Source organism: Nitrosophilus alvini (assembly GCF_015100395.1).
In the GTDB taxonomy this organism is placed as follows: domain Bacteria; phylum Campylobacterota; class Campylobacteria; order Campylobacterales; family Nitratiruptoraceae; genus Nitrosophilus; species Nitrosophilus alvini.
Genome location: NZ_AP022847.1, coordinates 1,787,501 through 1,807,889, shown reverse-complemented (window position 1 = coordinate 1,807,889; position 20,389 = coordinate 1,787,501). Strand labels below are relative to the sequence as shown.

The following is a 20,389-nucleotide window of genomic DNA, read 5'->3' as shown; positions in this document are numbered from 1 at the left end:
GTAATCTCCTGGTGAAAATATTTTTTCACAGTGTGAAAAACATGTGAATTATGTGAATATTTTATCTTAATATTTCCAATAATAAGTTAAAATCAGAAAAAAAATGAAAAAATCACAATGTGAATAGTATGTGAAAATTAATATTAAATTAATAGGAGAGTGATTGAATATTTTAGGAATTGATCCCGGAAGTAAAAATCTGGGATATGCGATAATAGAGTATAAAAAAAACTCTTTAAAGCTCGTAGAGGCCGGACTTATAAAGATAAAGCCAGATTGTCTGCAGCATCAGATAGTGCAGCTTGTTGAAGGTCTTGATATTGTGATTAAAAATAACACAATAGATGAAATTGCTATAGAAGATATATTTTATGCATACAATCCAAAAACCGTTTTGAAACTTGCACAGTTTAGAGGAGCTTTGAGTCTGAAAATTCTTCAGGAGTTTGGAAATTTTTATGAATATACACCTTTGCAGGTAAAAAAAGCACTTACAGGCAAAGCGAAAGCCGACAAAATTCAGGTAGCTTTTATGGTAAAAAAGATTTTGGGAATAAAAAAGGAGATAAAGCCTTTGGACATTACGGATGCAATGGCGGTAGCCATTACTCATGCCCAAAGAGTCAAATTTGGAATTTAGACAAAAAAATCTTTAGTGTTCAACATTTAAACAATCTTCAAACAGATATTTATGATCCTCCGGGAGCGTTTCAAAAATTTTAAATGAGAGGTTTCTTATTTCCCAAAGAGCGCTTTTAGAGCTTCTAAGAGAGAGAAAATTTTGAAGTGAACGAGCGTTAATAGTCCATGTAAGCTCTGTTTTATAGCACTCAGGAAGTGCGTATTTTGCTATATCGTTTGAAATTCCCTCTTTTAAAAGAGTTTGAAGATTATTTAGGGCTTTTATACTTGCTCTGTCTACTCTTTCGTCACCGGTCAGAACAATATACTTATTGGCTCCTTCAAAATCATTTTCATCAAACGGTTCTGCAGCTTTAAGCTCTTTTAAAGTATATCTTGTAGATTTTACAGATAAAGATGCGATTCTATGACGGGCCAGTTCCTGAAGAAGGGCACGCGAGATTCCCTGAATATAAAAAGTATATACCAGATGCTCAAGAGTTGAAGAGTGTTTAAACTTGTTTCCTACTCTGTCTATGAGTTCTTTGTCTTTCTCACCGCCGTGATCGCTTTTGTCGAAGCTTTGCCAACATGTTCTGATGGCATGGGCGCAGATCTCTAAAGGCGTGTAATGCAAAAGCGTTACTTTCATAGTCTGCCTTTGATATAATTTTAGAAAATTATACCAAAAGGTCGTTCTTTATGAAATGTACAGATAGATTTTATCCGGCAATCAGTGATTTTAGAAACTCTTTTTACAGAGACAGAGATAGAATTATTCACTCTTCCTCTTTCAGAAGGCTCGAATACAAAACGCAGGTATTTATAAATTATGAGGGGGATTATTTTAGAACAAGACTTACACACTCTCTGGAAGTAAGTCAGATAGCAAGAACGATTTCAAGGGAACTTGGACTCAATGAAGCATTGGCTGAATCGATAGCCCTGGCTCATGATCTGGGGCACACTCCTTTCGGACATGTGGGAGGAGATGAGCTGGATACTGTACTGAAAAAGGATTTTACAAAATTTGGTTTTGAACATAACTATCAGTCATTCAGAGTCGTAACCAAGTTGGAGAAAAGATACAAAGAGTTTGACGGACTCAATCTCACTTTTGCAACTCTTGAAGGGATACTCAAACACTCTTATCCTTATAAAAAGCCATTTTTAAGCGACTGGTTTGATGAGGTATTTGAACTTGACAGACATCCGAGTCTTGAAGCTATGGTAGTGGATAAAGCAGACGAGATAGCTTATATAAGCCACGATATTGATGATGGGATAAAATATGGTCTTATAGATTTTGATACATTAAATAAAAGTTCGCTTGTATCTGAGATAATGGAAGAAGTGGAAAAAGAGGGACTTAAAGTTGAAGAAAAGCTTTTTAGATATAGATTTACCTCTTTGCTTATTGCTAAACTGGTTACTGTTTTGATTGAGAGTTCAAAAAAGTATATTCCAAAAACTTCCCAGATTTTATGCAAAACTATTCCGGCAACGGAGCCTCTTCCAATAAGATATGAAAAAGAGACAGAGAGAAAAATAAAAGAGCTTAAAAAGATACTTTTTCAAAAACTTTACAGACATGAGAAGATTTTAAGAAAAATGTATTCCGGAAAAATATGTATAAGAAGACTCTTTTCTGCCCTTATAGATGAGCCAAGACTTATGCCTCGAAGTTATCGTGACAGATGTGAAAGTGAAAAAATCCATAGAGTGGTGGCTGATTTTATCGCTGGAATGAGCGACAGGTATGCTATGAAGCTCTATCATGAAATATACGGTATAAGTTTATAAATTTTTATCATTAAAAAGTTTATTTGTTAGTTCGTCCACACTTCTTAGTGCCTCTTCATAATCACTGAATCCCCAGTTTACCATCATATATCTTATACCTGCGTTTTTAGCCGCTTCTTTATCTTTAGGACCATCACCTATTAGAATAATTTCATCCTTTTTACATCCGAAATAATCGATGATTTTTAACAGCATATCGGGAGCCGGTTTGGGATGAGCTACATCATCGGCACAGACAATTATCTCAAAATACTCTTTTATATGCAGATGTTCAAGTATCTGCATAGCTGATATTCTATATGCATTCGTGGCAAGAGAGAGACCAAAACAGGGTTTTATCCTATTCAAAAATTCTTTGATACCGGTATATAGTCTTACCTCTTTGTGGTGGTTTTTTGTGTAATATTCCTGAAACCACTCTATATGTTTTTTTTCAAAAGATTCTTTATTGTAGAAAAATTTCGGTGCATGAAGAGCGGGATCGTTTACGGCTTCTATTATCTCTCTTTTTGGCATAGGCTCAAGACCCAGTTTTTTTCTTACGTAATTAATAGAGTTTGCAATTACTTCCGAACTGTCTACCAAAGTTCCGTCCATATCAAATATGATGTAGTTTATCATCCTCTCTCTTTTTCTTTTTTGTAAAATATACCAAAAGATAGTACAATTTCAAAAAATTATCGAGAAGTTAGGAGAAAATTTTGCAAAATATCAGGAATATTGCGGTAATAGCACACGTAGACCACGGTAAAACAACTCTTGTTGACGAGCTTTTGAAACAGTCCGGGACAATAGAAGCTCACAAAGAGCTGGCAGAACGTGCTATGGACAGCAATGAATTGGAACGAGAACGTGGCATAACGATACTTTCAAAAAATACGGCTATAAGATACAAAGATTATAAAATCAATATTATAGATACCCCGGGACACGCCGATTTTGGCGGAGAAGTGGAGAGAGTTTTAAAAATGGTTGACGGTGTTTTGCTTCTTGTGGATGCGCAGGAAGGGGTTATGCCGCAGACAAAATTTGTTGTTAAAAAAGCGATAAGTCTTGGTCTTAAACCGATACTTGTCGTTAACAAGATAGATAAACCGGCAGCTGATCCGGAGAGGGTGGTTGATGAAGTATTTGACCTATTTGTCGCTATGGAAGCAGATGAAGATCAGCTTGATTTTCCGGTACTATACGCAGCTGCAAGAGAAGGGTACGCAAAATGGAGTCTCAATGATGAAAACAGGGATTTAACTCCGCTTTTTGAAGCTATTATAAAACATGTTCCCAAACCTGAGGGTAGTGTTGACAATCCTACTCAGCTTCAGGTATTTACTCTTGATTATGACAACTATGTGGGACGTATAGGAATTGCCAGAGTTTTTAATGGAAAAATAAAAAGAGGTGACAATCTTTTGCTTGTAAAGGCCGACGGCGAGCAGGAGAGAGGTAAAGTAAGTAAACTTATAGGATTTTTGGGTCTGAACAGGATGGATATAGATGAAGCTGAAGCTGGTGATATTGTGGCAATTGCCGGTTTTGAAGCGATAGACGTTGGAGACAGTCTTGTAGATCCTGACAATCCTCAGCCTCTCGATCCTCTTCGTATAGAAGAGCCTACGCTCTCAGTATATTTCAGTGTCAACGATTCTCCTCTTGCCGGACTTGAAGGAAAGTATGTAACTGCCAACAAACTTAAAGAGCGACTCCAGAAAGAGATGCAGACAAACATTGCTATGAGATTGGAAGAAGAGGGGGAAGGAAAATTCAAAGTCTCAGGCAGAGGGGAACTTCAGATAACCATACTTGCCGAAAATATGAGAAGAGAAGGGTATGAATTCAGTATTTCAAGACCCGAAGTTATTATAAAAGTGGAAAACGGCGTAAAACTTGAGCCTTTTGAGCTTTTGGTTATCGATGTTCCGGAAGATTTCAGCGGTACGGTTATCGAAAAGCTTGGGCGCAGAAAAGCCGTTATGAGTTCTATGACTCCTATGGACGAAGGTTATGTAAGAATAGAGTTCGAGATACCGGCACGGGGCCTTATAGGATTTAGAAGCGAATTTTTGACAGATACAAAAGGAGAGGGCGTTATGAACCACTCTTTTTTGGATTTCAGACCTTTCGTTGGGGAAGTTGAACATAGAAAAAATGGTGCCCTTATCTCTATGGAGAGTGGAAAAGCACTTGCATACTCTCTTTTCAATCTGCAAGAAAGAGGAATTTTGTTTATTGAACCCGGAACAGAAGTGTATGTGGGGATGATTATAGGCGAACACAGCAGACCCAACGACCTGGAAGTAAATCCTATAAAAGGCAAAAACCTTACAAACGTAAGAGCCAGCGGAAGTGATGAGGCTATAAAACTCGTTCCTCCGAGAAAGATGACACTTGAGCGGGCGCTTGAGTGGATAGAAGAGGATGAACTTGTAGAAGTTACTCCAAAATCCATAAGACTGAGAAAAAGATATCTTGATCCGCATGTAAGAAAAAGAATGGCAAAACAGAAAAAATAGAAGTAAGATCATTCTTACTTCTATTTTACAAATTATCTTCCAAATTGACAAAGTTATATAAATCCTTTTGAAATTCTCTATTTTTGATTATTCTTTCTAATCATTCACTCGATTTAGTTTTATGTCAATTACTCTACAATACAATTAATATATATGCGCATAAATTATAAAAGGAGATAAAGAATGAATATTTTATGGATTTTAATTTTGATTACGGTTTTTGCCGGAATTTTAATGTATAACTTTTTGATAGCACGAAAAAATCAGGTTGCAAACATTTTTGGAAGTATTGATGCTCTTCTTAAAAAGAGATACGATCTTATACCAAATCTGGTAGCTTCCGTAAAAGAGTATATGAAACATGAAAAAGAGATTTTGGAAAAAATTACACAATTAAGGAGCAGGGCAATAAAATCCGATCTTTTGGAGGATGAAAAACTGGAGATCGACAAAGAAATTACAGATATGCTTCACGCTGTTTTAGTCTCTGTGGAAAACTATCCCGAACTCAAAGCAAATGAGAATGTTTTGCATCTGCAGGCGGCTTTGAACGAGATAGAAGAGCAGATATCGGCAGCAAGAAGAGCATATAACCAGGCGGTGACCGACTATAACAATGCCATTGAGATGTTTCCTACGAACATAATTGCAGGATTTTTGGGTTACAGACCCAAAAAGATTTTTGAAGCGGATAACAGAAGCCGTAAAAATGTAGATGTAAAAGAGCTTTTTGATAGACAATGAAGACTATCTCGGAACTTATCGATTTTTACTACAATGTTTTACTTCATGATCTGAAAGAACTTGAAAAAAGAAGAGAAAAAATAGCCGGTAAGCTCAAAAGAGTCATCTATATTATCATAGCAGTTAGCGTTGTTATTATATTTTCTATATATATACTTAATGAAAACAGAATAGATGATAGACTGATAAACATTTCTATATCTCTTATAGCAGTAGCAGCCGGGATATATGCATATTTTTACAAAAGATACACGAAAAACTATAACGAAAATTTCAAAGAAAAAATTATAAAAAAGCTTATACATTTTATAGATCCCTCTTTAAGATATGAAAAGAGGGCATATGTTCCCAAAAACTATTTTCTTACGAGTGCTCTTTTCCGCCAAACTCCGGACAGATACGGAGGAAACGATTTTGTAAATGGAAAAATAGGAAAAACGGAAATTATGTTTTCCGATTTGCATGCCGAGTACAAAACTACTGATTCCAAAGGCAGAACACATTATCACACAATATTTCAGGGGCTCTTTTTCGTTGCAGACTTTAACAAAAAACTCATGGGGAAAACTGTTGTTTTACCGGATACTGCACAAAAACTGTTTGGATTTGCCGGAACTTTTTTACAATCCATTAACAGATCCAAAGGAGAGCTTGTTAAGCTCGATGATCCGGCATTCGAAAAAGAGTTTGTAGTTTACAGTTCAGATCAGATAGAAGCTAGATATATTCTCACTCATTCTCTAATGAAAAGAGTTCTTGATTTTAAAAGAAAAAGAAAAGCGCCACTTTATCTCTCTTTTGTTGGCAATAAAATCTTTATTGCGATAGACTATAGAAAGGATCTTTTTGAACCGGCTGTTTTTTCATCGCTTCTTGATTTTGAAACGGCAAAAGAGTATGTGGAAAATCTTCAGCTTGCTGTTTCGGTTGTGGAAGATCTGAATCTAAACAGAAGAATATGGTCAAAAAAATGAAAAAGGAGTAAAAATGAAAGAGCAGTTTTTAAAAGCAATGTATTTCAGACATGCCTGTAAAGTTTTTGATGAGACAAAAAAAATTCCCAAAGATGATTTTGAATATATACTTGAATGCGGAAGGCTGAGTCCCAGCAGTTTTGGGATGGAACACTGGAGGTTTTTGGTTATTACAGATGAAAATCTTAAGAAAAGATTGAAACCGGTCTGCTGGAATCAGGCACAGATAACCACTTGCAGTCATCTTGTGGTGATAAAAGCCCAGAAAGAGATATTGAAACCCGATAGTGATTATGTTAGAAAAATGTTTGAAAGACGCGGGCTTCCTGAAGATATGACAAAGGCGTATATACAAAAATACACAGAGTTTATGCAAGAAAAGAAAGATGAAGAGAAACTTTTCTGCTGGAGTGCGAAACAGTGTTATATCGCCTTGGCAAATATGATGACAGGAGCAGCTTTTATAGGTATTGACAGTTGTCCTATAGAGGGATTTGAAAAAGAGAAAGTTGAAAATATTTTGAATATCGATACCAAAAAAGAAGAAGTTGCAGTTTTATCTGCATTTGGATATAGAGTACAACCTCAGCCAAAGAAAGTTAGATTGTCTCTAAGTGAAATTGTGGAGTATTTATAAATTAATGGTGAGTGATATACTATTACTGTAATATATCACTCATATATCTCATCTTCTGTAAAATATTTTTTGGATAAACCGATATTTATAAGTTCTTTTGTCTCATTATAGAGTTTTATAAATCTATTATGTTTTTTTTCATGTTTTTTCAACATATTTTTATATAGGAAAAAGCCTCCTATAATTAAAGAAGCGTGCATACCAAATACAGCATTGGGGTGATTTTCATACCAGAATGTATATAAAACTATAATATTATGAACAACGAATATCATAAATGCTGTCAGTGAACCTATCCATATAGCGTATATCATATTGTCTGCCGGTTTTTCGAAAGTTTCAAGTGCTCTGAGTTTTGGTATGTTTTTATTTATTTTCAATTTTATTTTTTTACATTCTTCGCACTCTTTTTCCGTAATTTTATGCTCTTTTAACTGGATATTGGTAATTTCACTTTGGGTATTAAGAGATTTGTACTCATCAAGAAGCTCGGGATGTTTTTTCAAAAGCTTAATAATTTCATTTTCGCATAATTCCTCTTTTTTTGCAATCTCTTTTAGTTCGTTGTAAATAAATGTGAAAAGTCCGTCACTTTTGACCAAAGTTGCAGCTTTATTAAAATTTATCAATTTTTTCTCCTTTCAATTGCGGGAATTATCCCGCAATTCGAATTATTTTGCAACAGGAACAGGCTTAGGCTCCGGAACAATCTCTGTTTCGTCTAGTTTTGAAGGTTTGAATATTCCTAAAAGTCCTTTGATACCGACTGTTGCAATAATATTTACCATAAACAAGATGTATGCTATTAGCAGCATCATACCGCATATTCCTGCAAGTATCATATATGTGCTGTATTCACCATTTGTATAAATTGCACGTCTGAGCATTCCCTCCATACCGGCCATTCCCATAAATGCACCCATTCCTATACCGCCTATAATATGGAGCCAGAAATGCCAGTTTGCAAGTTTTTGACTATAAAGTTTCACGCTACTATTTGTTAAAATAGGAAAGAGAACATAAATAGCGCTATAAAGAGTCATAGTAAGACCTACCAAGATTGCTACGTGAAAGTGTGGTCCTGCTATCCACTGAGTATTGTGCAAAAGTCGGTTTATTCCCATATCCGCTTGAATAATACCTGCAGGTACTGCAAGTGCAAAACCGAGCAGTCCGCCGAGCAAAAACTTAAGCTCATTTGTCATTTTAAGGGGTCTTGCTTTCCAAAGAGTTACAAGGGTTATAAATATAGCAAGACCTTGAGTGATAAGTTCAAATGCCGTTATCATTTCGCCTGAAGCAAGTTTCATAATTTCAGGCTGCGGTTGATCAGAAAGCAGATGGTGAGACCAGACAGCCCATGAAACAACAAGTTCAAGCAAAAGGGCCGCTCTGGCTATATTTTGCATAAAAAGATTTCTTCCACTAATAAGCATCGCAAGAAGATACCAAGTACCTGCAATGTAGATAAGAACAAGACCATCTGCAATAAGGTCAAGCCCCCACCAAAACCAGTTTTTATAAAGAAGAGAATCTATGCTAGTATAATCAAGATTCCATCCGAAAGCTTCTCCTGCAATGAAAACCAGAATTAATATTCCGGCAGAAAGAATTACAAGAGCATCCAGAAAAGTATCTACAGTTCCTCTGAATATTGCAACAATAGGAAGTGACAAAGGCGGTTCTTTGGCATATGGCTCTTTTCCTCTGATTTTATTTACAAGATTTAAAAAACCGTCTATACCAAATGCGGACATAAGAAGAGGTTTAATAGGCTGTTTTTTTTGTCCTTTAGGAGTATGAAAAACAGTTGCATATACATTAAATATAAACATCAATGTACCTATCATAATAAGTGCGATACCCATAATAAACATAAATCCGCCAATAGGTCTAAATTGAGAGAAATCAACCGGAAGAGGCCAATATATTGTATAAAGTGGCGCATAATGGTAAACAAAACCCGCAAGCCATGAAAGAATGGCACCTACCGCTATGCTTATCCAAGTCCAGTTTGCAAGTTTAATACTGAAAAGCGGTTTTTTCATAAGATAGGGAACCAGAAAAATAAAAGCACCAAAAACTATTAGATAAGTGGAACCGAATATTCCTATTATAGGATGAACGGTCATTATTGAAAAGAAATGGCTGTCGTCAATCATTGGCAGAGGCTTAATCTGCTGTGCTCTCATCATCATTCCTTCTATTGTTGCAAGACCATAAAAAAGAAGTCCTACGATTACTGTTCTGAGAGTTACTTTTTGAAGAGGGGTCAAACCGTCATATTTTAGACCTCCTTCGTTGCCGTTAATTATCGCTTTTATCAGACTCATAATACCTCCTATTTCATTGCGTATTTGTCGTTTTCTTTGCAGCCTACAACTTCAACGGCATCGGGAATAACCATATATGCACCTTTTGGTCCGGAATATTCTGTAGAACGTATGGTATATATCCCGTTTTTGTGAAATTCCCATAAAATATCATTGTTGTGTCCAGGTACAACTTGCATCTGAAAAACCATAGAGTTGTTTTTTCTAAAAAGTCCAAACCCGTAAGTGAGATCATCAGAAGTTAAATTGAATTTTACTTTTTCACCGCAATTAATAACAATTTTATCTTCCGGTAGTATGAACTTATGTTTTTTTACTTTAATTTCAATCAATTTGTCCGGTTCTATCATATGTCTTTTAAGATCCCAAGCTACCCATGGAATTTTATTATATGTCAATATATGAATACCGACACCAACTATTGCAAGAGATGCAAGATATATATAAAAAATTTTAGGTGTAATGATACTTTTTCCATTACCTTTTTTGGTAACATTGTAACCAAACCACCATATAAGCGAAATTATTAACAAAGCATATAAGGTATATACCAATTTTAATGTATTTAATACATCAATAGAATCTGTCATAGGTCACTCCTTTATTATTAAATTTTGCTTAAATTATATATGTAAATATTGAGGAAATTTTTGATATAAGTCAAAAATATGATAATAGTTAATTTTATTTATGATTAAAAAATGAACAAAAATTTTGAAGAATTGATTAAAAAATAGTATCTGTTAAGAAGAAATATAAGTTTTATTTTTTATAATAGAAAAAACAAAGGAGTCTATATGAGTGCGAATGAAAAAGTGTTGGAAGTTATGAAAAAAGCGGGAAAGCCTCTTAAAAATGCAGAAATTGCCGAGCTTGCCGGTTTGGATGCAAAGGAGGTTTCAAAAATCGTGAAAAAACTTAAAGAAGAAGGGAAAGTAGAATCTCCCAAAAGATGCTATTATCAAGCCAAATGATCTTTACTGGTTGCGGGGGTGATCGGTATCAATATCAACCAGGCTATGAATGCAACCCCTGCAGCATATAAAAAGAGATACTCTCCATAAAAGATTCCTGCCAGAATACTTCCTGCAAAACCGCCGAGACCAAAAGAGATACCGCCGAAAAACTGCTGAGCCAGCTTTTTGTTTTCATATATTTGAAAAAGATATGCAATTGCAGCTGAGTAATATAGAGCAAAAGTTATTGCATGCAGAGACTGGGATATATATGCTATCAATACGGAGTCAGGGAAAAAGTAGAGCAAAAGCCATCTGAAAATTGCGGTAAAAGTGCTCCATTTGATGATATTGTATAGATTTTTCTTTAGTAACGGTCCTTGATAATAAAGCATTACTATTTCGCATACGACACCGAATGTCCAAAGGTAGCTAACTGTCTCTATATCTACACCATGTGCAGTTTCATATATGGTAAAAAAGTTATAAAAAGCTCCGAAGCTTACCTGCATAAGAAAAATATTTATCCAAAGTCTCCAATGTTTTAAAAGAGAAAAAGAGTTTTTATTGTTATTTCTATCAGCAGTGTTTTCTTTTTCGTAAAAACTGAGCTTATATCCAAAAATTACGGTAAAAAGAATAGTAACAAAAAGAAAATGCAGTGCATTGATGCTTTCATTCATAAATTTTGCTAAAAGAAGTGCTACTATTATAAAACCGACTGATCCGAATAATCTTGATTTTCCGTATTTCTCTTTACCCAGATGTTCAAGAGCAAAAGTTTCGGCATAGGGCAGAATTAATGCAAAAGAGATACCCAGAATAATATTTGAAAGTAAAAACAGATAGAAATTGTGAATAGTAAAATAAAACAGAACAGCTGCAAATAGAGCAAGCCCCAAAGCAGAAATATAGATATTTTTTGTAAGACGCAGATGTTTTAGAAAAAAGAAAGGTAGCAGAAATCTTACCATAGGAGACATTGCAAATATTATACCTATCTCTTCGGAACTGTATCCGATATTTTCCAAAACTTTCGGCATATATATGATATATACGCCGATAATGGAAAAGAATGAGAAGTAGAATGTTGAAATATAGAAAAATATATTTCTAAAATCGGCTGAATTTAGACTACTTCTCATTTGTAAAAACAAGTGAAGTGTTGCTTAATAGATCATGAAGTGCTTTTGAGTCTTTTCTGAAAAAGGGAATGAGTATACCAAAAATAGAAAAAATCGATAGTATCATAGTAAAATATCTGAATATTGAGACAAAAAAAGAGGGCTTCTTTTTTGTAGCGTTGTCTATAAGTTTTATAGAGTATGCTTTCATTCCGGGTGTCTGACCAAATTTATACCATAAGATAACAATAATAAAAAAATGTGGAATTACAATATAAAGCCATCCTGCTGCAAGATGTTCTCTGAAATTTTCTCTGCTGCCCATTATAAGATATATGACTATATATATTATCGGCATTGTTATCATAAATGTATCTGTCAAAAAAGCCTTCAATCTTACAGGAATGGTTGCATATTTTAAATTATCTTTTATATTCGGTTTTTTCTCGGCAGGCTTTTCTATCTTGCCTTGTTTTATATCTCTCCACCTTGCCACTAGTTTCCTCTGCTCCCTGGTTTTACTGCTTCGCTTCCCTCTTTGCACATAGGACACTCATCCGGTTCATAAATTGGAAAATCAAAATCGGCCAGCGCGAAAAACGGCTTGTTTTCCGGGAGCATGCACCCATCTTTTCTATTGCCTGTTCCGCCCTCTCTTTTACATACACCTCTGTTTGCAAGAGCGGCAAAAGCTACAACCTTTCCGCCTCTTTTTTCTATTTCTCTGGCAGCTTCCATTGCAGAACCGCCTGTGGTTATGATATCCTCGCAGATTAACACACGTTCATCTGGTTTTACTTCAAATCCACGCCTTAAAGTCATTTCTCCATCTTTTCTTTCGGTGAAAATAAATCTGACTCCAAGAGCTCTGGCAAGTTCGTATCCGGCTAAAAGTCCGCCTATAGCCGGAGAACATACCGTATCGATTTTCAAGTCGGCTTTCTTTATCTGACGGCTCAGTTCTTTTGCCAAAATCTCGGCTCTTTTCGGGTCTTCAAGAACTTTTGCACTTTGCAGATAATTTGTGCTGTGTTTTCCGCTGCTTAAAATAAAATGTCCTTCTAAAAGTGCTCCTGAATCTTTATAGATTTTTTCTATATCCATTCTTTCCCTTAAGTGTTGTATTAGTATTAGTATAGGTTAGGATGTTGCCAACACTAACACTTAAATATTAAACTTTCAAAATCTCCTGCTCTTTCTGTTTTACAAGCTCGTCAACTTTTTTTATAAACTCATCTGTAATTTTCTGTACCTCTTCAAGAGCTCTTTTTTCTTCATCTTCGGTTATAACTTTTTCTTTGAAAAGCTTTTTGACTTTATCGTTTGCGTCACGTCTTACGTTTCTTATCGCTATCTTTGCTTTTTCACCAAACTGTTTTGCTTTTTTTGCTTCCTGTTCTCTTTGTTCTATTGTCATAGGAGGAAAAAAGAGTTTTATCTGTTCGCCGTCATTATTTGGATTTACGCCTATATTTGCTTCCTGTATCGCTTTTTCTATGGCACCCAAGAGAGATTTATCCCAGGGTGATATCACTATGGTTGTAGCATCAGCAGCAACAACGGAAGCCGCTTGATTTATAGGTGTTGGCGATCCATAATAGTCAACTTTTATATTTTCTACCACTGATGTGGTTACTCTTCCTGTTCTTAGTGTGTTGAAATCTTTTTTAAGTACCTCCACACTTTTTTGCATATGGTCTTTGGCATAATCGTATATTTCGCTCAGCTCCATTTCATCTCCTTTGTTGCTTTGTTCTTTCGGCTCATTTTACTAAAATCCTGGTGGATATTTTACTATTTTTAACCTTTATTATCACTCTCGTTCTCTTTTTTTTCAAATGAAGGTTCATCTCCTCATCAATTAGACCGTTTTTTACCTTGACTCTTTTCCATCCGTATCCGGTGACATAAATCTCTGCGGTTTCAGCGTTATCAAATATCTTGACTTTGACTTTTTCTAAAATTCCGTTTGCAGGATAGTTTCTCGGTTCAATCCATAAGGCGTTGAGATATCTGAGTTTCAGTTTTGAGGAGATATCGCTTTTACCGACAAGAGCGATTCTATCAAGGTCATAAATATCGCTTGTTTTGTTTATAGCGCCGGCATTTTGGTTGCATATGGCTTTGAAACCGAAAGATTTTATTATGTTTTTTACTCTCTCATCATATTCTCCGTACGGATATGCATAGAAATTTGGCCTGAAACCCAGATATTTTTCAAAAAGATCTATTCCTGTTTTTGTATCTTTTTTTATCTCTTCATCGCTTAAATGTGTCAAATGGGGATGCGAATGTGAATGCAGGCCGATATCGCCATATTTAGATGCCTCTTTCAGCTCTTCCCATCTCATAAAGTCTTTGTATCCTTTCAGCGAGGGTTTCGTTGCGGCAAAAAGAGTAAAATGGTATCCATACTCTTTAAAAATATAAAGAGCGTTTTGATAAAAACTTTTATATCCGTCGTCAATTGTAATAACAACCCATTTATCAGGTATATTTTCCGAATTTTTTACCGCATCTGTAAGACGGGATAGAGGTATAACTTCATATCCGTTTGTTTTGAGATATTCGAAATCTTTTCTCAACTGCTCTATGGAAGTGTTTGTTGATGGATATCTGTCATCGCCGAATCTGTGATATACAAAAATATGTGCATCGGCAAAAAGCGGAAGGGAAAAATTTATAAATAGAAAGAATAAAAAAAGCAAAGAGAAAAGATTTTTAAATACCTTCTCTTTGCTCCAGGACATTTTACTTTGTCTGAGGTGCCTGTGGCGCTGCAGGTGCTTCACTTTTTGATTCCGCAGGAGGAGCAGGAACTGCTGCAGGTGCAGGAATAGTTTCTGTTTTAATATTGTCTACTATTGACTTGTTATACTCTTTATTGTACATATAGCCAAGCGTAATGGTATTTATTATAAAAAGCGCACCTACCGTAAAAGTCAGTTTTGCCAGGAATCCTGCAGGACCTTTTGCACCGAAAAGTGATTCGTTGCTACCGCTGTAAGCGCCAAGACCTATTGAGGAACTTTTTTGTAAAAGTACGATGATTGTAAGTACAATAGCCAAAATTATTTGAAGGATAAACAAAACCTGAAGCATAAAAGACCTTTTTCTTTGATATAATTGCGCCAATTATACCTAAAAAAAATTATGAAAAAGTTAAAGGCACGCTATAAAATGAATCCGGTCAAAGAGTTTTCAAGATTTGCCGAAGATTACCAATCATATAAAATTATACAGTCAAGAGTGGCAAAAGAACTGGTTGCCCTTATAGATTCAAAACCTAAAAATATTTTAGATATAGGGGCCGGTAGCGGCGAAATCTATAAAAATATAGACTGGGAGTTTGACAGATTTTATGCTCTTGATAAATCTGAAAAGATGTTAAATCTCCATCCGGATTTCAAAACCCAAAAGTTATTGTGTGATTTTAACAATTATGAATGTTATAAAAATCTGAAAAACAGAAAAATAGATTTTATTTTTTCATCTTCATCTTTGCAGTGGGCTGAAAATCTGGATAATATTTTTGAAAATATCTCATTTTTGTCAAAAAAGATTGCTTTTGCTATATTTACGGACAAGACTTTTGAAACTCTTCATAAAACAGCCGGTATAAAATCCCCTATATTTTCAGGTGAAGAGATATTAAATTCAGCAAAAAAGTTTTTTATGATAAACTATAGGTTTAAGAGCTATAGGCTCTTTTTCAAAGATAGCCGCTCAATGTTCAGTTATATTAAAAGAAGCGGAGTTAGTGCCGGAGAAAGGAGGCTCTCTTTTAAAGAGACCAAAAGACTTTTCAGAGAATATCCTCTGAAATATCTTGAATTTGAGGTATTGTTTATATGGACCGAATAGTTAAAATAGTATTTTTTGCCGCCATTTTTCTTGTACTTCCTCTCGTTTCAAATGAACTGAAATGCAAAATAGAGCATGAAAGAATCTACTGCACATATTTTATAGATCGTTCTGATAATGAGAGTGGAAAAACCGTCATTTTCCATTGGTACTCTCCATCGGGAAATGATGACAGAGAGAGAGTATTGGAAGTTCCGCCATATTATGGCTCTGTTTATGACTATCGGTATCTGCCGGGCAGAGAGAAAGGTGAATGGAAAGTAGAAGTTATTCAGACCGATACAAACAAGAGTGCAACCGCTACCTTTGTTATAGATTCACAAAATGAAGAGTTTTTTGAAGAGTAAAATCTATATTAACAGATGTTCATATAATCTATTTTATCTTTGAAAGAGCCTCTTTTTCTATATCATATAGATCATATCGTATTTTTTTAAATTTTTCTGCAGATTCTGTATCGATAAGTTTCAAAGACTCCTCCAAAACCCGGGAAGACTCCTGTGCTCTTTTAAAATTTGCTATTATCAAAGCTTTAATATCCTCTCTTTTCTCTTCGCTTTTTATGGTCTGTTTAAGCACGTCTTCTTTTATATCTCTTTGTTCTATAAGTTTTTCATAAAATGGAAGATTGCAGAGATGTCTCAGATATTTAAGTTTGGATGATATACTTTTGTCATCATATATGTATCTGTATATATCTTCGATGACTCTGATGCCTTCTTTTAGTCTATTGAGGTTTGCATCGATAAGCCTTGAGAGTTTTGGCTCAAAATGAGCCAAAACTTTTTTATTCCTCATTACCGAAAATTCCAAGTATTTGCAGAAGAGAGATAAAAAGATTTAGAACATCCAGATAAAGAGCAATTGCTGCTTCAACCGGAGTGTTAAATGCACCTTTTATAATATTTTGCGTATCAAATAGTATAAAAGCACTGAAAAGCAAAGCTCCGGCCGATGCAATGACCATCTGCATCAACGGACTGCCCAGGAATATATTTATCAAAGACGCAACTATTATTATAATAAGTGCGATAAATAGGAATTTACCCATAAAAGAGAAATCTCTTGTTGTGTTAATGGCAAAAAGACTGATTCCCCCGAATGCCACGCCTGTAAGCAGAAGTGCGTTTGTAACTATGGAGGCGCCTCCAGGCATACCTAAAACTGCACTCAGCAGTGGAGTAAGTGTAAGACCTGTCAAAAAAGTAAAGCCAAAAAGCATGGCAAGATTTATACCGGGTTTGCTTTTTGTAAGATATACACCGAAAAGCATGGCAAATTCAAGAATCACCAGCCCCCAATACCAGGAAGCTATTGCGGGGGCGATACCCATACCGATATATGCCCCTGTGGTTGCTGCCATAAGGCTAGCAGCAAATAGCTGATAGGTCTTTTTGATAAATGTTGCTCTGTCTAATTCATATGAATGTGCAGTCTCTTCACTGCGTACATACCTCTCTTCTTGTTGATGAGATTTTACATAATCTCTATTATAAAGTGCCATAACCCTCCCTTTTGGATTAAGTTTAAGATTAGTACAAGAAAATTATACATTAAGAGAATATCTTTTGCAAGAATTTTTAAAAATATGCAGTATTTTTGATGATTTTTCTTGACAAATGATGCGAAAAGTAATATAATTCCGCCTGCTTAAGAGGGGAGCGAGACAAGAGCGAGTACGGCGGGGCCGTGGTTGTGGATAGGCTCTTGACATAGATGGAAAGATTAGGTATAATTTCACCCCTTTAAAAAGAAGGGAAGAGGGTTTGACTGACTCATTAGAGTTTAATGAGTTTGAGAGTTCTTTTCCGATTATAGAATGGGAAAAACGATCTTTGAAAACTAAACAAACCGACTAAAACCTTTGAGCGAGAAGTTTAAAGTAAATGGATTAACTGATTCATAAATATTTTATGGAGAGTTTGATCCTGGCTCAGAGTGAACGCTGGCGGCGTGCTTAACACATGCAAGTCGAACGAGAACGGCTTTTTCCTTCGGGAAAGAGTGTCAGCTAAGTGGCGCACGGGTGAGTAATACATAGCTAACCTGCCCTATAGCGGGGGATAACAGCTGGAAACGGCTGCTAATACCCTATACTCCTTCTCTACACAAGTAGAGTTGGGAAAGCGATATGTAGCGCTATAGGATGGGGCTGTGGCCTATCAGCTTGTTGGTGGGGTAACGGCCTACCAAGGCTATGACGGGTAGCTGGTCTGAGAGGATGATCAGCCACACTGGAACTGAGACACGGTCCAGACTCCTACGGGAGGCAGCAGTGGGGAATATTGCGCAATGGGGGCAACCCTGACGCAGCAACGCCGCGTGGAGGAAGAAGGCCTTCGGGTTGTAAACTCCTTTTCTGAGGGAAGATAATGACGGTACCTCAGGAATAAGCACCGGCTAACTCCGTGCCAGCAGCCGCGGTAATACGGAGGGTGCAAGCGTTACTCGGAATCACTGGGCGTAAAGGGCGCGTAGGCGGTTTGGTAAGTCGGGTGTGAAAGCCCACGGCTCAACCGTGGAACTGCATCCGAAACTGCCAGACTAGAGTTCGGAAGAGGCAGGTGGAATTGGTGGTGTAGGGGTAAAATCCGTAGAGATCACCAGGAATACCCATTGCGAAGGCGACCTGCTGGGACGATACTGACGCTGAGGCGCGAAAGCGTGGGGAGCAAACAGGATTAGATACCCTGGTAGTCCACGCCCTAAACGATGGATGCTAGTCGTTGGAGTGCCAGTCACTTCAGTGATGCAGCTAACGCATTAAGCATCCCGCCTGGGGAGTACGGCCGCAAGGCTAAAACTCAAAGGAATAGACGGGGACCCGCACAAGCGGTGGAGCATGTGGTTTAATTCGAAGATACGCGAAGAACCTTACCTGGGCTTGACATCCCCAGAACCCTGTAGAGATACGGGGGTGCCTACTTTTGTAGGAACTGGGTGACAGGTGCTGCACGGCTGTCGTCAGCTCGTGTCGTGAGATGTTGGGTTAAGTCCCGCAACGAGCGCAACCCTCGCCCTTAGTTGCTAACAGTTAGGCTGAGCACTCTAGGGGGACTGCCCGGGCAACCGGGAGGAAGGTGAGGATGACGTCAAGTCATCATGGCCCTTATGTCCAGGGCGACACACGTGCTACAATGGGCAGGACAGAGAGAGGCAATACGGCGACGTGGAGCAAATCTCTAAACCTGCTCTCAGTTCGGATTGTAGTCTGCAACTCGACTACATGAAGCTGGAATCGCTAGTAATCGCGGATCAGCCATGCCGCGGTGAATACGTTCCCGGGTCTTGTACTCACCGCCCGTCACACCATGGGAGTTGAGCTCACCCGAAGCCGGGAAGCCAACCTAATTTAGGGGGCTACCGTCCACGGTGGGCTCAGCGACTGGGGTGAAGTCGTAACAAGGTAACCGTAGGAGAACCTGCGGTTGGATCACCTCCTTTCTAGAGTGATGATCCGAACATTAAATTGTTTGGATAGAGAGGGGTCTCTGTTTCACGACAGAGGCCGGAAGCTCAAAGGTGAAGGTCGGTTTGTTTAGTTTTGAGAGATTGGGAGTTCTTTAACATATTAAAGAGAGTAGCGTGAGCTGATTTTCATAAACCCTTGTCAGGGGTGGGTTTGAAAGAGGTAGAAGGCGGAAGGCTGAAGGGTGAAGGAAAAGAGAAGAGGAAGATTAATCTACTTCAACCTTCAACCTTCAACACTTCAACTTGAAATAAGGGCCTGTAGCTCAGGTGGTTAGAGCGCACCCCTGATAAGGGTGAGGTCAGAGGTTCAAGTCCTCTCAGGCCCACCATTTGGGAAATGAATAATGAATAATGATGAATTCACAATTCAACATTCATCATTAAAGACGGGGAATTAGCTCAGCTGGGAGAGCGCCTGCTTTGCACGCAGGAGGTCAGCGGTTCGATCCCGCTATTCTCCACCAGTTGGTGAGTGTAAGTGTGGGTGTTGGTGTGAGTGTGAGTGGATGCCAAACACCAATCATCACGAATCACGGAGCGAGAGAGGTTTAAAATAAGCTTTCTATGAGGAGAGTTTATTTTAGACTTCAGAGTCTAAGATGATATTTGAAAACTCATTGTTAACAGTCTAAAGTAAAGAGGTAAATGCAATTTCATAAGTTGCTGCAATACTTGGTTGAAAAAGTGACTGAGTAAGGCGGCAGCGCCTAGAGTAGAATATGTAAGCTACAAAGGGCAGACGGCGGATGCCTTGGCTGACGGAGGCGATGAAGGACGTGTCAGGCTGCGATAAGCTTCGGGGAGCTGCCAAAGAGCTTTGATCCGGAGATTTCCGAATGGGGCAACCCGGCCGGTAGAGATGCCGGTCACCTGCCCACACTTATTCGAATGGAGAAGATATGTACTATCTTTACCTGCTTCAAAGAGTAGATGCCAATGAGTATTACCTTGGTTCGACAGATGACCTGAAAAGACGTTTGAGAGAGCATAACGAAGGGATAGGTTGTCAGACGACTAAAGGTCATCGATGGAAGGTGAAATACTATGAGGCATATGAGACTCTAGAAGAGGCACGAAGAAGAGAGAAACAGTTGAAACGAAACAGAGGTTCAAAAAGGGCTTTGTACAATCGACTGGGGATCAGATTCGAATAAGTGTGGGCAGGGGCGAACCCGGGGAAGTGAAACATCTCAGTACCCGGAGGAGAAGAAATCAAGAGAGATTCCCAAAGTAGCGGCGAGCGAAATGGGAAGAGGGCAAACCGGATGCTTGCATCCGGGGTTGTAGGACTCCCATAAGGGTACCACAAAGACTAGCAGAAGTGTCTGGAAAGGCACACCAGAGAGGGTGAT

22 protein-coding genes, 2 tRNA genes and 2 rRNA genes (1 of these 26 only partly in view) are annotated in these 20,389 nt (G+C 37.5%); 13 read left to right on the top strand and 13 right to left on the bottom strand.

The window, feature by feature from the left end:
• Positions 1 to 163 precede the first annotated feature (163 nt).
• The gene (ruvC, locus tag EPR_RS09175) at positions 164 to 640 is read left to right on the top strand and encodes a crossover junction endodeoxyribonuclease RuvC (RefSeq protein WP_200762921.1); all 477 of its coding nucleotides are present in this window, start codon (positions 164 to 166) and stop codon (positions 638 to 640) included.
• 12 nt (positions 641 to 652) lie between these two features.
• On the opposite strand, the gene thyX is transcribed toward ruvC, so the two are convergent.
• Positions 653 to 1,273 carry an FAD-dependent thymidylate synthase gene (gene thyX, locus EPR_RS09170; protein WP_200762920.1) on the bottom strand — a complete coding sequence of 207 codons (621 nt, stop codon included), beginning with the start codon at positions 1,271 to 1,273 and terminating at the stop codon, positions 653 to 655.
• Positions 1,274 to 1,323: 50 nt separating this feature from the next.
• On the opposite strand from thyX, the gene EPR_RS09165 reads away from it, so the two are divergent.
• Positions 1,324 to 2,424, top strand: a complete 1,101-nt coding sequence (locus EPR_RS09165; protein ID WP_200762919.1) for a deoxyguanosinetriphosphate triphosphohydrolase — start codon at positions 1,324 to 1,326, stop codon at positions 2,422 to 2,424.
• Here the strand turns inward: EPR_RS09165 and EPR_RS09160 are convergent.
• Positions 2,419 to 3,045, bottom strand: a complete 627-nt coding sequence (locus tag EPR_RS09160) for an HAD family hydrolase (RefSeq protein WP_200762918.1) — start codon at positions 3,043 to 3,045, stop codon at positions 2,419 to 2,421. The two genes, EPR_RS09165 and EPR_RS09160, sit on opposite strands and share 6 nt — an antisense overlap.
• A gap of 80 nt (positions 3,046 to 3,125) precedes the next feature.
• On the opposite strand from EPR_RS09160, the gene typA reads away from it, so the two are divergent.
• From typA to EPR_RS09140, 4 genes are all read left to right on the top strand, one after another.
• Positions 3,126 to 4,934: a translational GTPase TypA gene (gene typA / locus EPR_RS09155; protein ID WP_267905524.1), complete on the top strand. Its 1,809-nt coding sequence runs from the start codon at positions 3,126 to 3,128 to the stop codon at positions 4,932 to 4,934.
• 183 nt (positions 4,935 to 5,117) lie between these two features.
• Positions 5,118 to 5,678: a LemA family protein gene (locus tag EPR_RS09150; RefSeq protein WP_200762917.1), complete on the top strand. Its 561-nt coding sequence runs from the start codon at positions 5,118 to 5,120 to the stop codon at positions 5,676 to 5,678.
• Entirely contained in the window at positions 5,675 to 6,652 is a 978-nt protein-coding gene (locus tag EPR_RS09145) for a DUF3137 domain-containing protein (protein ID WP_200762916.1), read from the top strand. The genes EPR_RS09150 and EPR_RS09145 overlap by 4 nt, the downstream gene beginning before the upstream one ends.
• Positions 6,653 to 6,665: 13 nt before the next feature.
• Complete coding sequence (locus EPR_RS09140; RefSeq protein WP_200762915.1) at positions 6,666 to 7,289, top strand: NAD(P)H-dependent oxidoreductase; 624 nt, start codon at positions 6,666 to 6,668, stop codon at positions 7,287 to 7,289.
• A 35-nt stretch (positions 7,290 to 7,324) separates the two neighbouring features.
• Here EPR_RS09140 and EPR_RS09135 read toward each other — a convergent pair whose 3' ends face one another.
• From EPR_RS09135 to EPR_RS09125, 3 genes are read right to left on the bottom strand one after another with little or no spacing between them, the layout of a single operon-like run.
• Entirely contained in the window at positions 7,325 to 7,918 is a 594-nt protein-coding gene (locus tag EPR_RS09135) for a hypothetical protein (protein WP_200762914.1), read from the bottom strand.
• Positions 7,919 to 7,960: 42 nt separating this feature from the next.
• Positions 7,961 to 9,622: a cbb3-type cytochrome c oxidase subunit I gene (locus EPR_RS09130; protein ID WP_200762913.1), complete on the bottom strand. Its 1,662-nt coding sequence runs from the start codon at positions 9,620 to 9,622 to the stop codon at positions 7,961 to 7,963.
• A gap of 8 nt (positions 9,623 to 9,630) precedes the next feature.
• Positions 9,631 to 10,212, bottom strand: a complete 582-nt coding sequence (locus tag EPR_RS09125; protein WP_200762912.1) for a cupredoxin domain-containing protein — start codon at positions 10,210 to 10,212, stop codon at positions 9,631 to 9,633.
• Positions 10,213 to 10,419: 207 nt separating this feature from the next.
• Between EPR_RS09125 and EPR_RS09120 the strand changes: the two genes are divergently transcribed.
• Positions 10,420 to 10,596: a winged helix-turn-helix transcriptional regulator gene (locus EPR_RS09120; RefSeq protein ID WP_200762911.1), complete on the top strand. Its 177-nt coding sequence runs from the start codon at positions 10,420 to 10,422 to the stop codon at positions 10,594 to 10,596.
• On the opposite strand, the gene EPR_RS09115 is transcribed toward EPR_RS09120, so the two are convergent.
• From EPR_RS09115 to secG, 6 genes are all read right to left on the bottom strand, one after another.
• On the bottom strand, positions 10,584 to 11,723 hold the full coding sequence (locus EPR_RS09115) for an MFS transporter (RefSeq protein ID WP_200762910.1): 1,140 nt from the start codon (positions 11,721 to 11,723) through the stop codon (positions 10,584 to 10,586). The two genes, EPR_RS09120 and EPR_RS09115, sit on opposite strands and share 13 nt — an antisense overlap.
• On the bottom strand, positions 11,713 to 12,198 hold the full coding sequence (locus tag EPR_RS09110; protein WP_200762909.1) for an RDD family protein: 486 nt from the start codon (positions 12,196 to 12,198) through the stop codon (positions 11,713 to 11,715). Before EPR_RS09110 ends, EPR_RS09115 begins: the two co-directional genes overlap by 11 nt.
• Positions 12,198 to 12,806: an orotate phosphoribosyltransferase gene (gene pyrE, locus EPR_RS09105; RefSeq protein WP_200762908.1), complete on the bottom strand. Its 609-nt coding sequence runs from the start codon at positions 12,804 to 12,806 to the stop codon at positions 12,198 to 12,200. Before pyrE ends, EPR_RS09110 begins: the two co-directional genes overlap by 1 nt.
• 67 nt (positions 12,807 to 12,873) lie before the next feature.
• Positions 12,874 to 13,434 carry a ribosome recycling factor gene (frr, locus tag EPR_RS09100; RefSeq protein ID WP_200762907.1) on the bottom strand — a complete coding sequence of 187 codons (561 nt, stop codon included), beginning with the start codon at positions 13,432 to 13,434 and terminating at the stop codon, positions 12,874 to 12,876.
• 31 nt (positions 13,435 to 13,465) lie between these two features.
• Positions 13,466 to 14,452 (bottom strand): polysaccharide deacetylase family protein, encoded by a 987-nt coding sequence (locus EPR_RS09095; RefSeq protein WP_200762906.1) that lies wholly within the window; start codon positions 14,450 to 14,452, stop codon positions 13,466 to 13,468.
• A 1-nt stretch (position 14,453) separates the two neighbouring features.
• On the bottom strand, positions 14,454 to 14,804 hold the full coding sequence (gene secG / locus EPR_RS09090; protein ID WP_200762905.1) for a preprotein translocase subunit SecG: 351 nt from the start codon (positions 14,802 to 14,804) through the stop codon (positions 14,454 to 14,456).
• Between the two features lie 51 nt (positions 14,805 to 14,855).
• Between secG and EPR_RS09085 the strand changes: the two genes are divergently transcribed.
• The gene (locus tag EPR_RS09085) at positions 14,856 to 15,566 is read left to right on the top strand and encodes a methyltransferase domain-containing protein (protein WP_200762904.1); all 711 of its coding nucleotides are present in this window, start codon (positions 14,856 to 14,858) and stop codon (positions 15,564 to 15,566) included.
• Positions 15,554 to 15,913: a hypothetical protein gene (locus tag EPR_RS09080; protein WP_200762903.1), complete on the top strand. Its 360-nt coding sequence runs from the start codon at positions 15,554 to 15,556 to the stop codon at positions 15,911 to 15,913. Before EPR_RS09085 ends, EPR_RS09080 begins: the two co-directional genes overlap by 13 nt.
• Before the next feature lie 28 nt (positions 15,914 to 15,941).
• Here EPR_RS09080 and EPR_RS09075 read toward each other — a convergent pair whose 3' ends face one another.
• Together EPR_RS09075 and EPR_RS09070 are read right to left on the bottom strand one after the other, a co-directional pair.
• Positions 15,942 to 16,346, bottom strand: coding sequence for a thiamine-phosphate pyrophosphorylase (locus EPR_RS09075; protein WP_234697134.1), 405 nt, complete (start codon positions 16,344 to 16,346; stop codon positions 15,942 to 15,944).
• Between the two features lie 7 nt (positions 16,347 to 16,353).
• The gene (locus EPR_RS09070; RefSeq protein ID WP_200762901.1) at positions 16,354 to 17,070 is read right to left on the bottom strand and encodes a Bax inhibitor-1/YccA family protein; all 717 of its coding nucleotides are present in this window, start codon (positions 17,068 to 17,070) and stop codon (positions 16,354 to 16,356) included.
• 406 nt (positions 17,071 to 17,476) lie between these two features.
• On the opposite strand from EPR_RS09070, the gene EPR_RS09065 reads away from it, so the two are divergent.
• The 4 genes from EPR_RS09065 to EPR_RS09050 all read left to right on the top strand — a co-directional run.
• Positions 17,477 to 19,010, top strand: a 16S ribosomal RNA gene (locus EPR_RS09065).
• A 279-nt stretch (positions 19,011 to 19,289) separates the two neighbouring features.
• A tRNA-Ile gene (locus EPR_RS09060) sits at positions 19,290 to 19,366 on the top strand.
• A gap of 59 nt (positions 19,367 to 19,425) precedes the next feature.
• Positions 19,426 to 19,501 (top strand) — tRNA-Ala (locus EPR_RS09055).
• A 255-nt stretch (positions 19,502 to 19,756) separates the two neighbouring features.
• Positions 19,757 to 20,389 (top strand): 23S ribosomal RNA (locus tag EPR_RS09050); it runs 2,584 nt beyond the window's last position.
• Together the 16S and 23S rRNA genes with 2 tRNA genes alongside form the textbook arrangement of a ribosomal RNA operon.

Excerpts from the sequence above, each read along its gene's own strand:
- thyX (WP_200762920.1), bottom strand. The coding sequence starts at position 1,273 with ATGAAAGTAACGCTTTTGCATTACACGCCTTTAGAGATCTGCGCCCAT.
- EPR_RS09165 (WP_200762919.1), top strand. The coding sequence starts at position 1,324 with ATGAAATGTACAGATAGATTTTATCCGGCAATCAGTGATTTTAGAAAC.
- EPR_RS09160 (WP_200762918.1), bottom strand. The coding sequence starts at position 3,045 with ATGATAAACTACATCATATTTGATATGGACGGAACTTTGGTAGACAGT.
- EPR_RS09150 (WP_200762917.1), top strand. The coding sequence starts at position 5,118 with ATGAATATTTTATGGATTTTAATTTTGATTACGGTTTTTGCCGGAATT.
- EPR_RS09145 (WP_200762916.1), top strand. The coding sequence starts at position 5,675 with ATGAAGACTATCTCGGAACTTATCGATTTTTACTACAATGTTTTACTT.
- EPR_RS09140 (WP_200762915.1), top strand. The coding sequence starts at position 6,666 with ATGAAAGAGCAGTTTTTAAAAGCAATGTATTTCAGACATGCCTGTAAA.
- EPR_RS09130 (WP_200762913.1), bottom strand. The coding sequence starts at position 9,622 with ATGAGTCTGATAAAAGCGATAATTAACGGCAACGAAGGAGGTCTAAAA.
- EPR_RS09125 (WP_200762912.1), bottom strand. The coding sequence starts at position 10,212 with ATGACAGATTCTATTGATGTATTAAATACATTAAAATTGGTATATACC.
- EPR_RS09120 (WP_200762911.1), top strand. The coding sequence starts at position 10,420 with ATGAGTGCGAATGAAAAAGTGTTGGAAGTTATGAAAAAAGCGGGAAAG.
- EPR_RS09115 (WP_200762910.1), bottom strand. The coding sequence starts at position 11,723 with ATGAGAAGTAGTCTAAATTCAGCCGATTTTAGAAATATATTTTTCTAT.
- pyrE (WP_200762908.1), bottom strand. The coding sequence starts at position 12,806 with ATGGATATAGAAAAAATCTATAAAGATTCAGGAGCACTTTTAGAAGGA.
- frr (WP_200762907.1), bottom strand. The coding sequence starts at position 13,434 with ATGGAGCTGAGCGAAATATACGATTATGCCAAAGACCATATGCAAAAA.
- EPR_RS09095 (WP_200762906.1), bottom strand. The coding sequence starts at position 14,452 with ATGTCCTGGAGCAAAGAGAAGGTATTTAAAAATCTTTTCTCTTTGCTT.
- secG (WP_200762905.1), bottom strand. The coding sequence starts at position 14,804 with ATGCTTCAGGTTTTGTTTATCCTTCAAATAATTTTGGCTATTGTACTT.
- EPR_RS09085 (WP_200762904.1), top strand. The coding sequence starts at position 14,856 with ATGAAAAAGTTAAAGGCACGCTATAAAATGAATCCGGTCAAAGAGTTT.
- EPR_RS09080 (WP_200762903.1), top strand. The coding sequence starts at position 15,554 with ATGGACCGAATAGTTAAAATAGTATTTTTTGCCGCCATTTTTCTTGTA.
- EPR_RS09070 (WP_200762901.1), bottom strand. The coding sequence starts at position 17,070 with ATGGCACTTTATAATAGAGATTATGTAAAATCTCATCAACAAGAAGAG.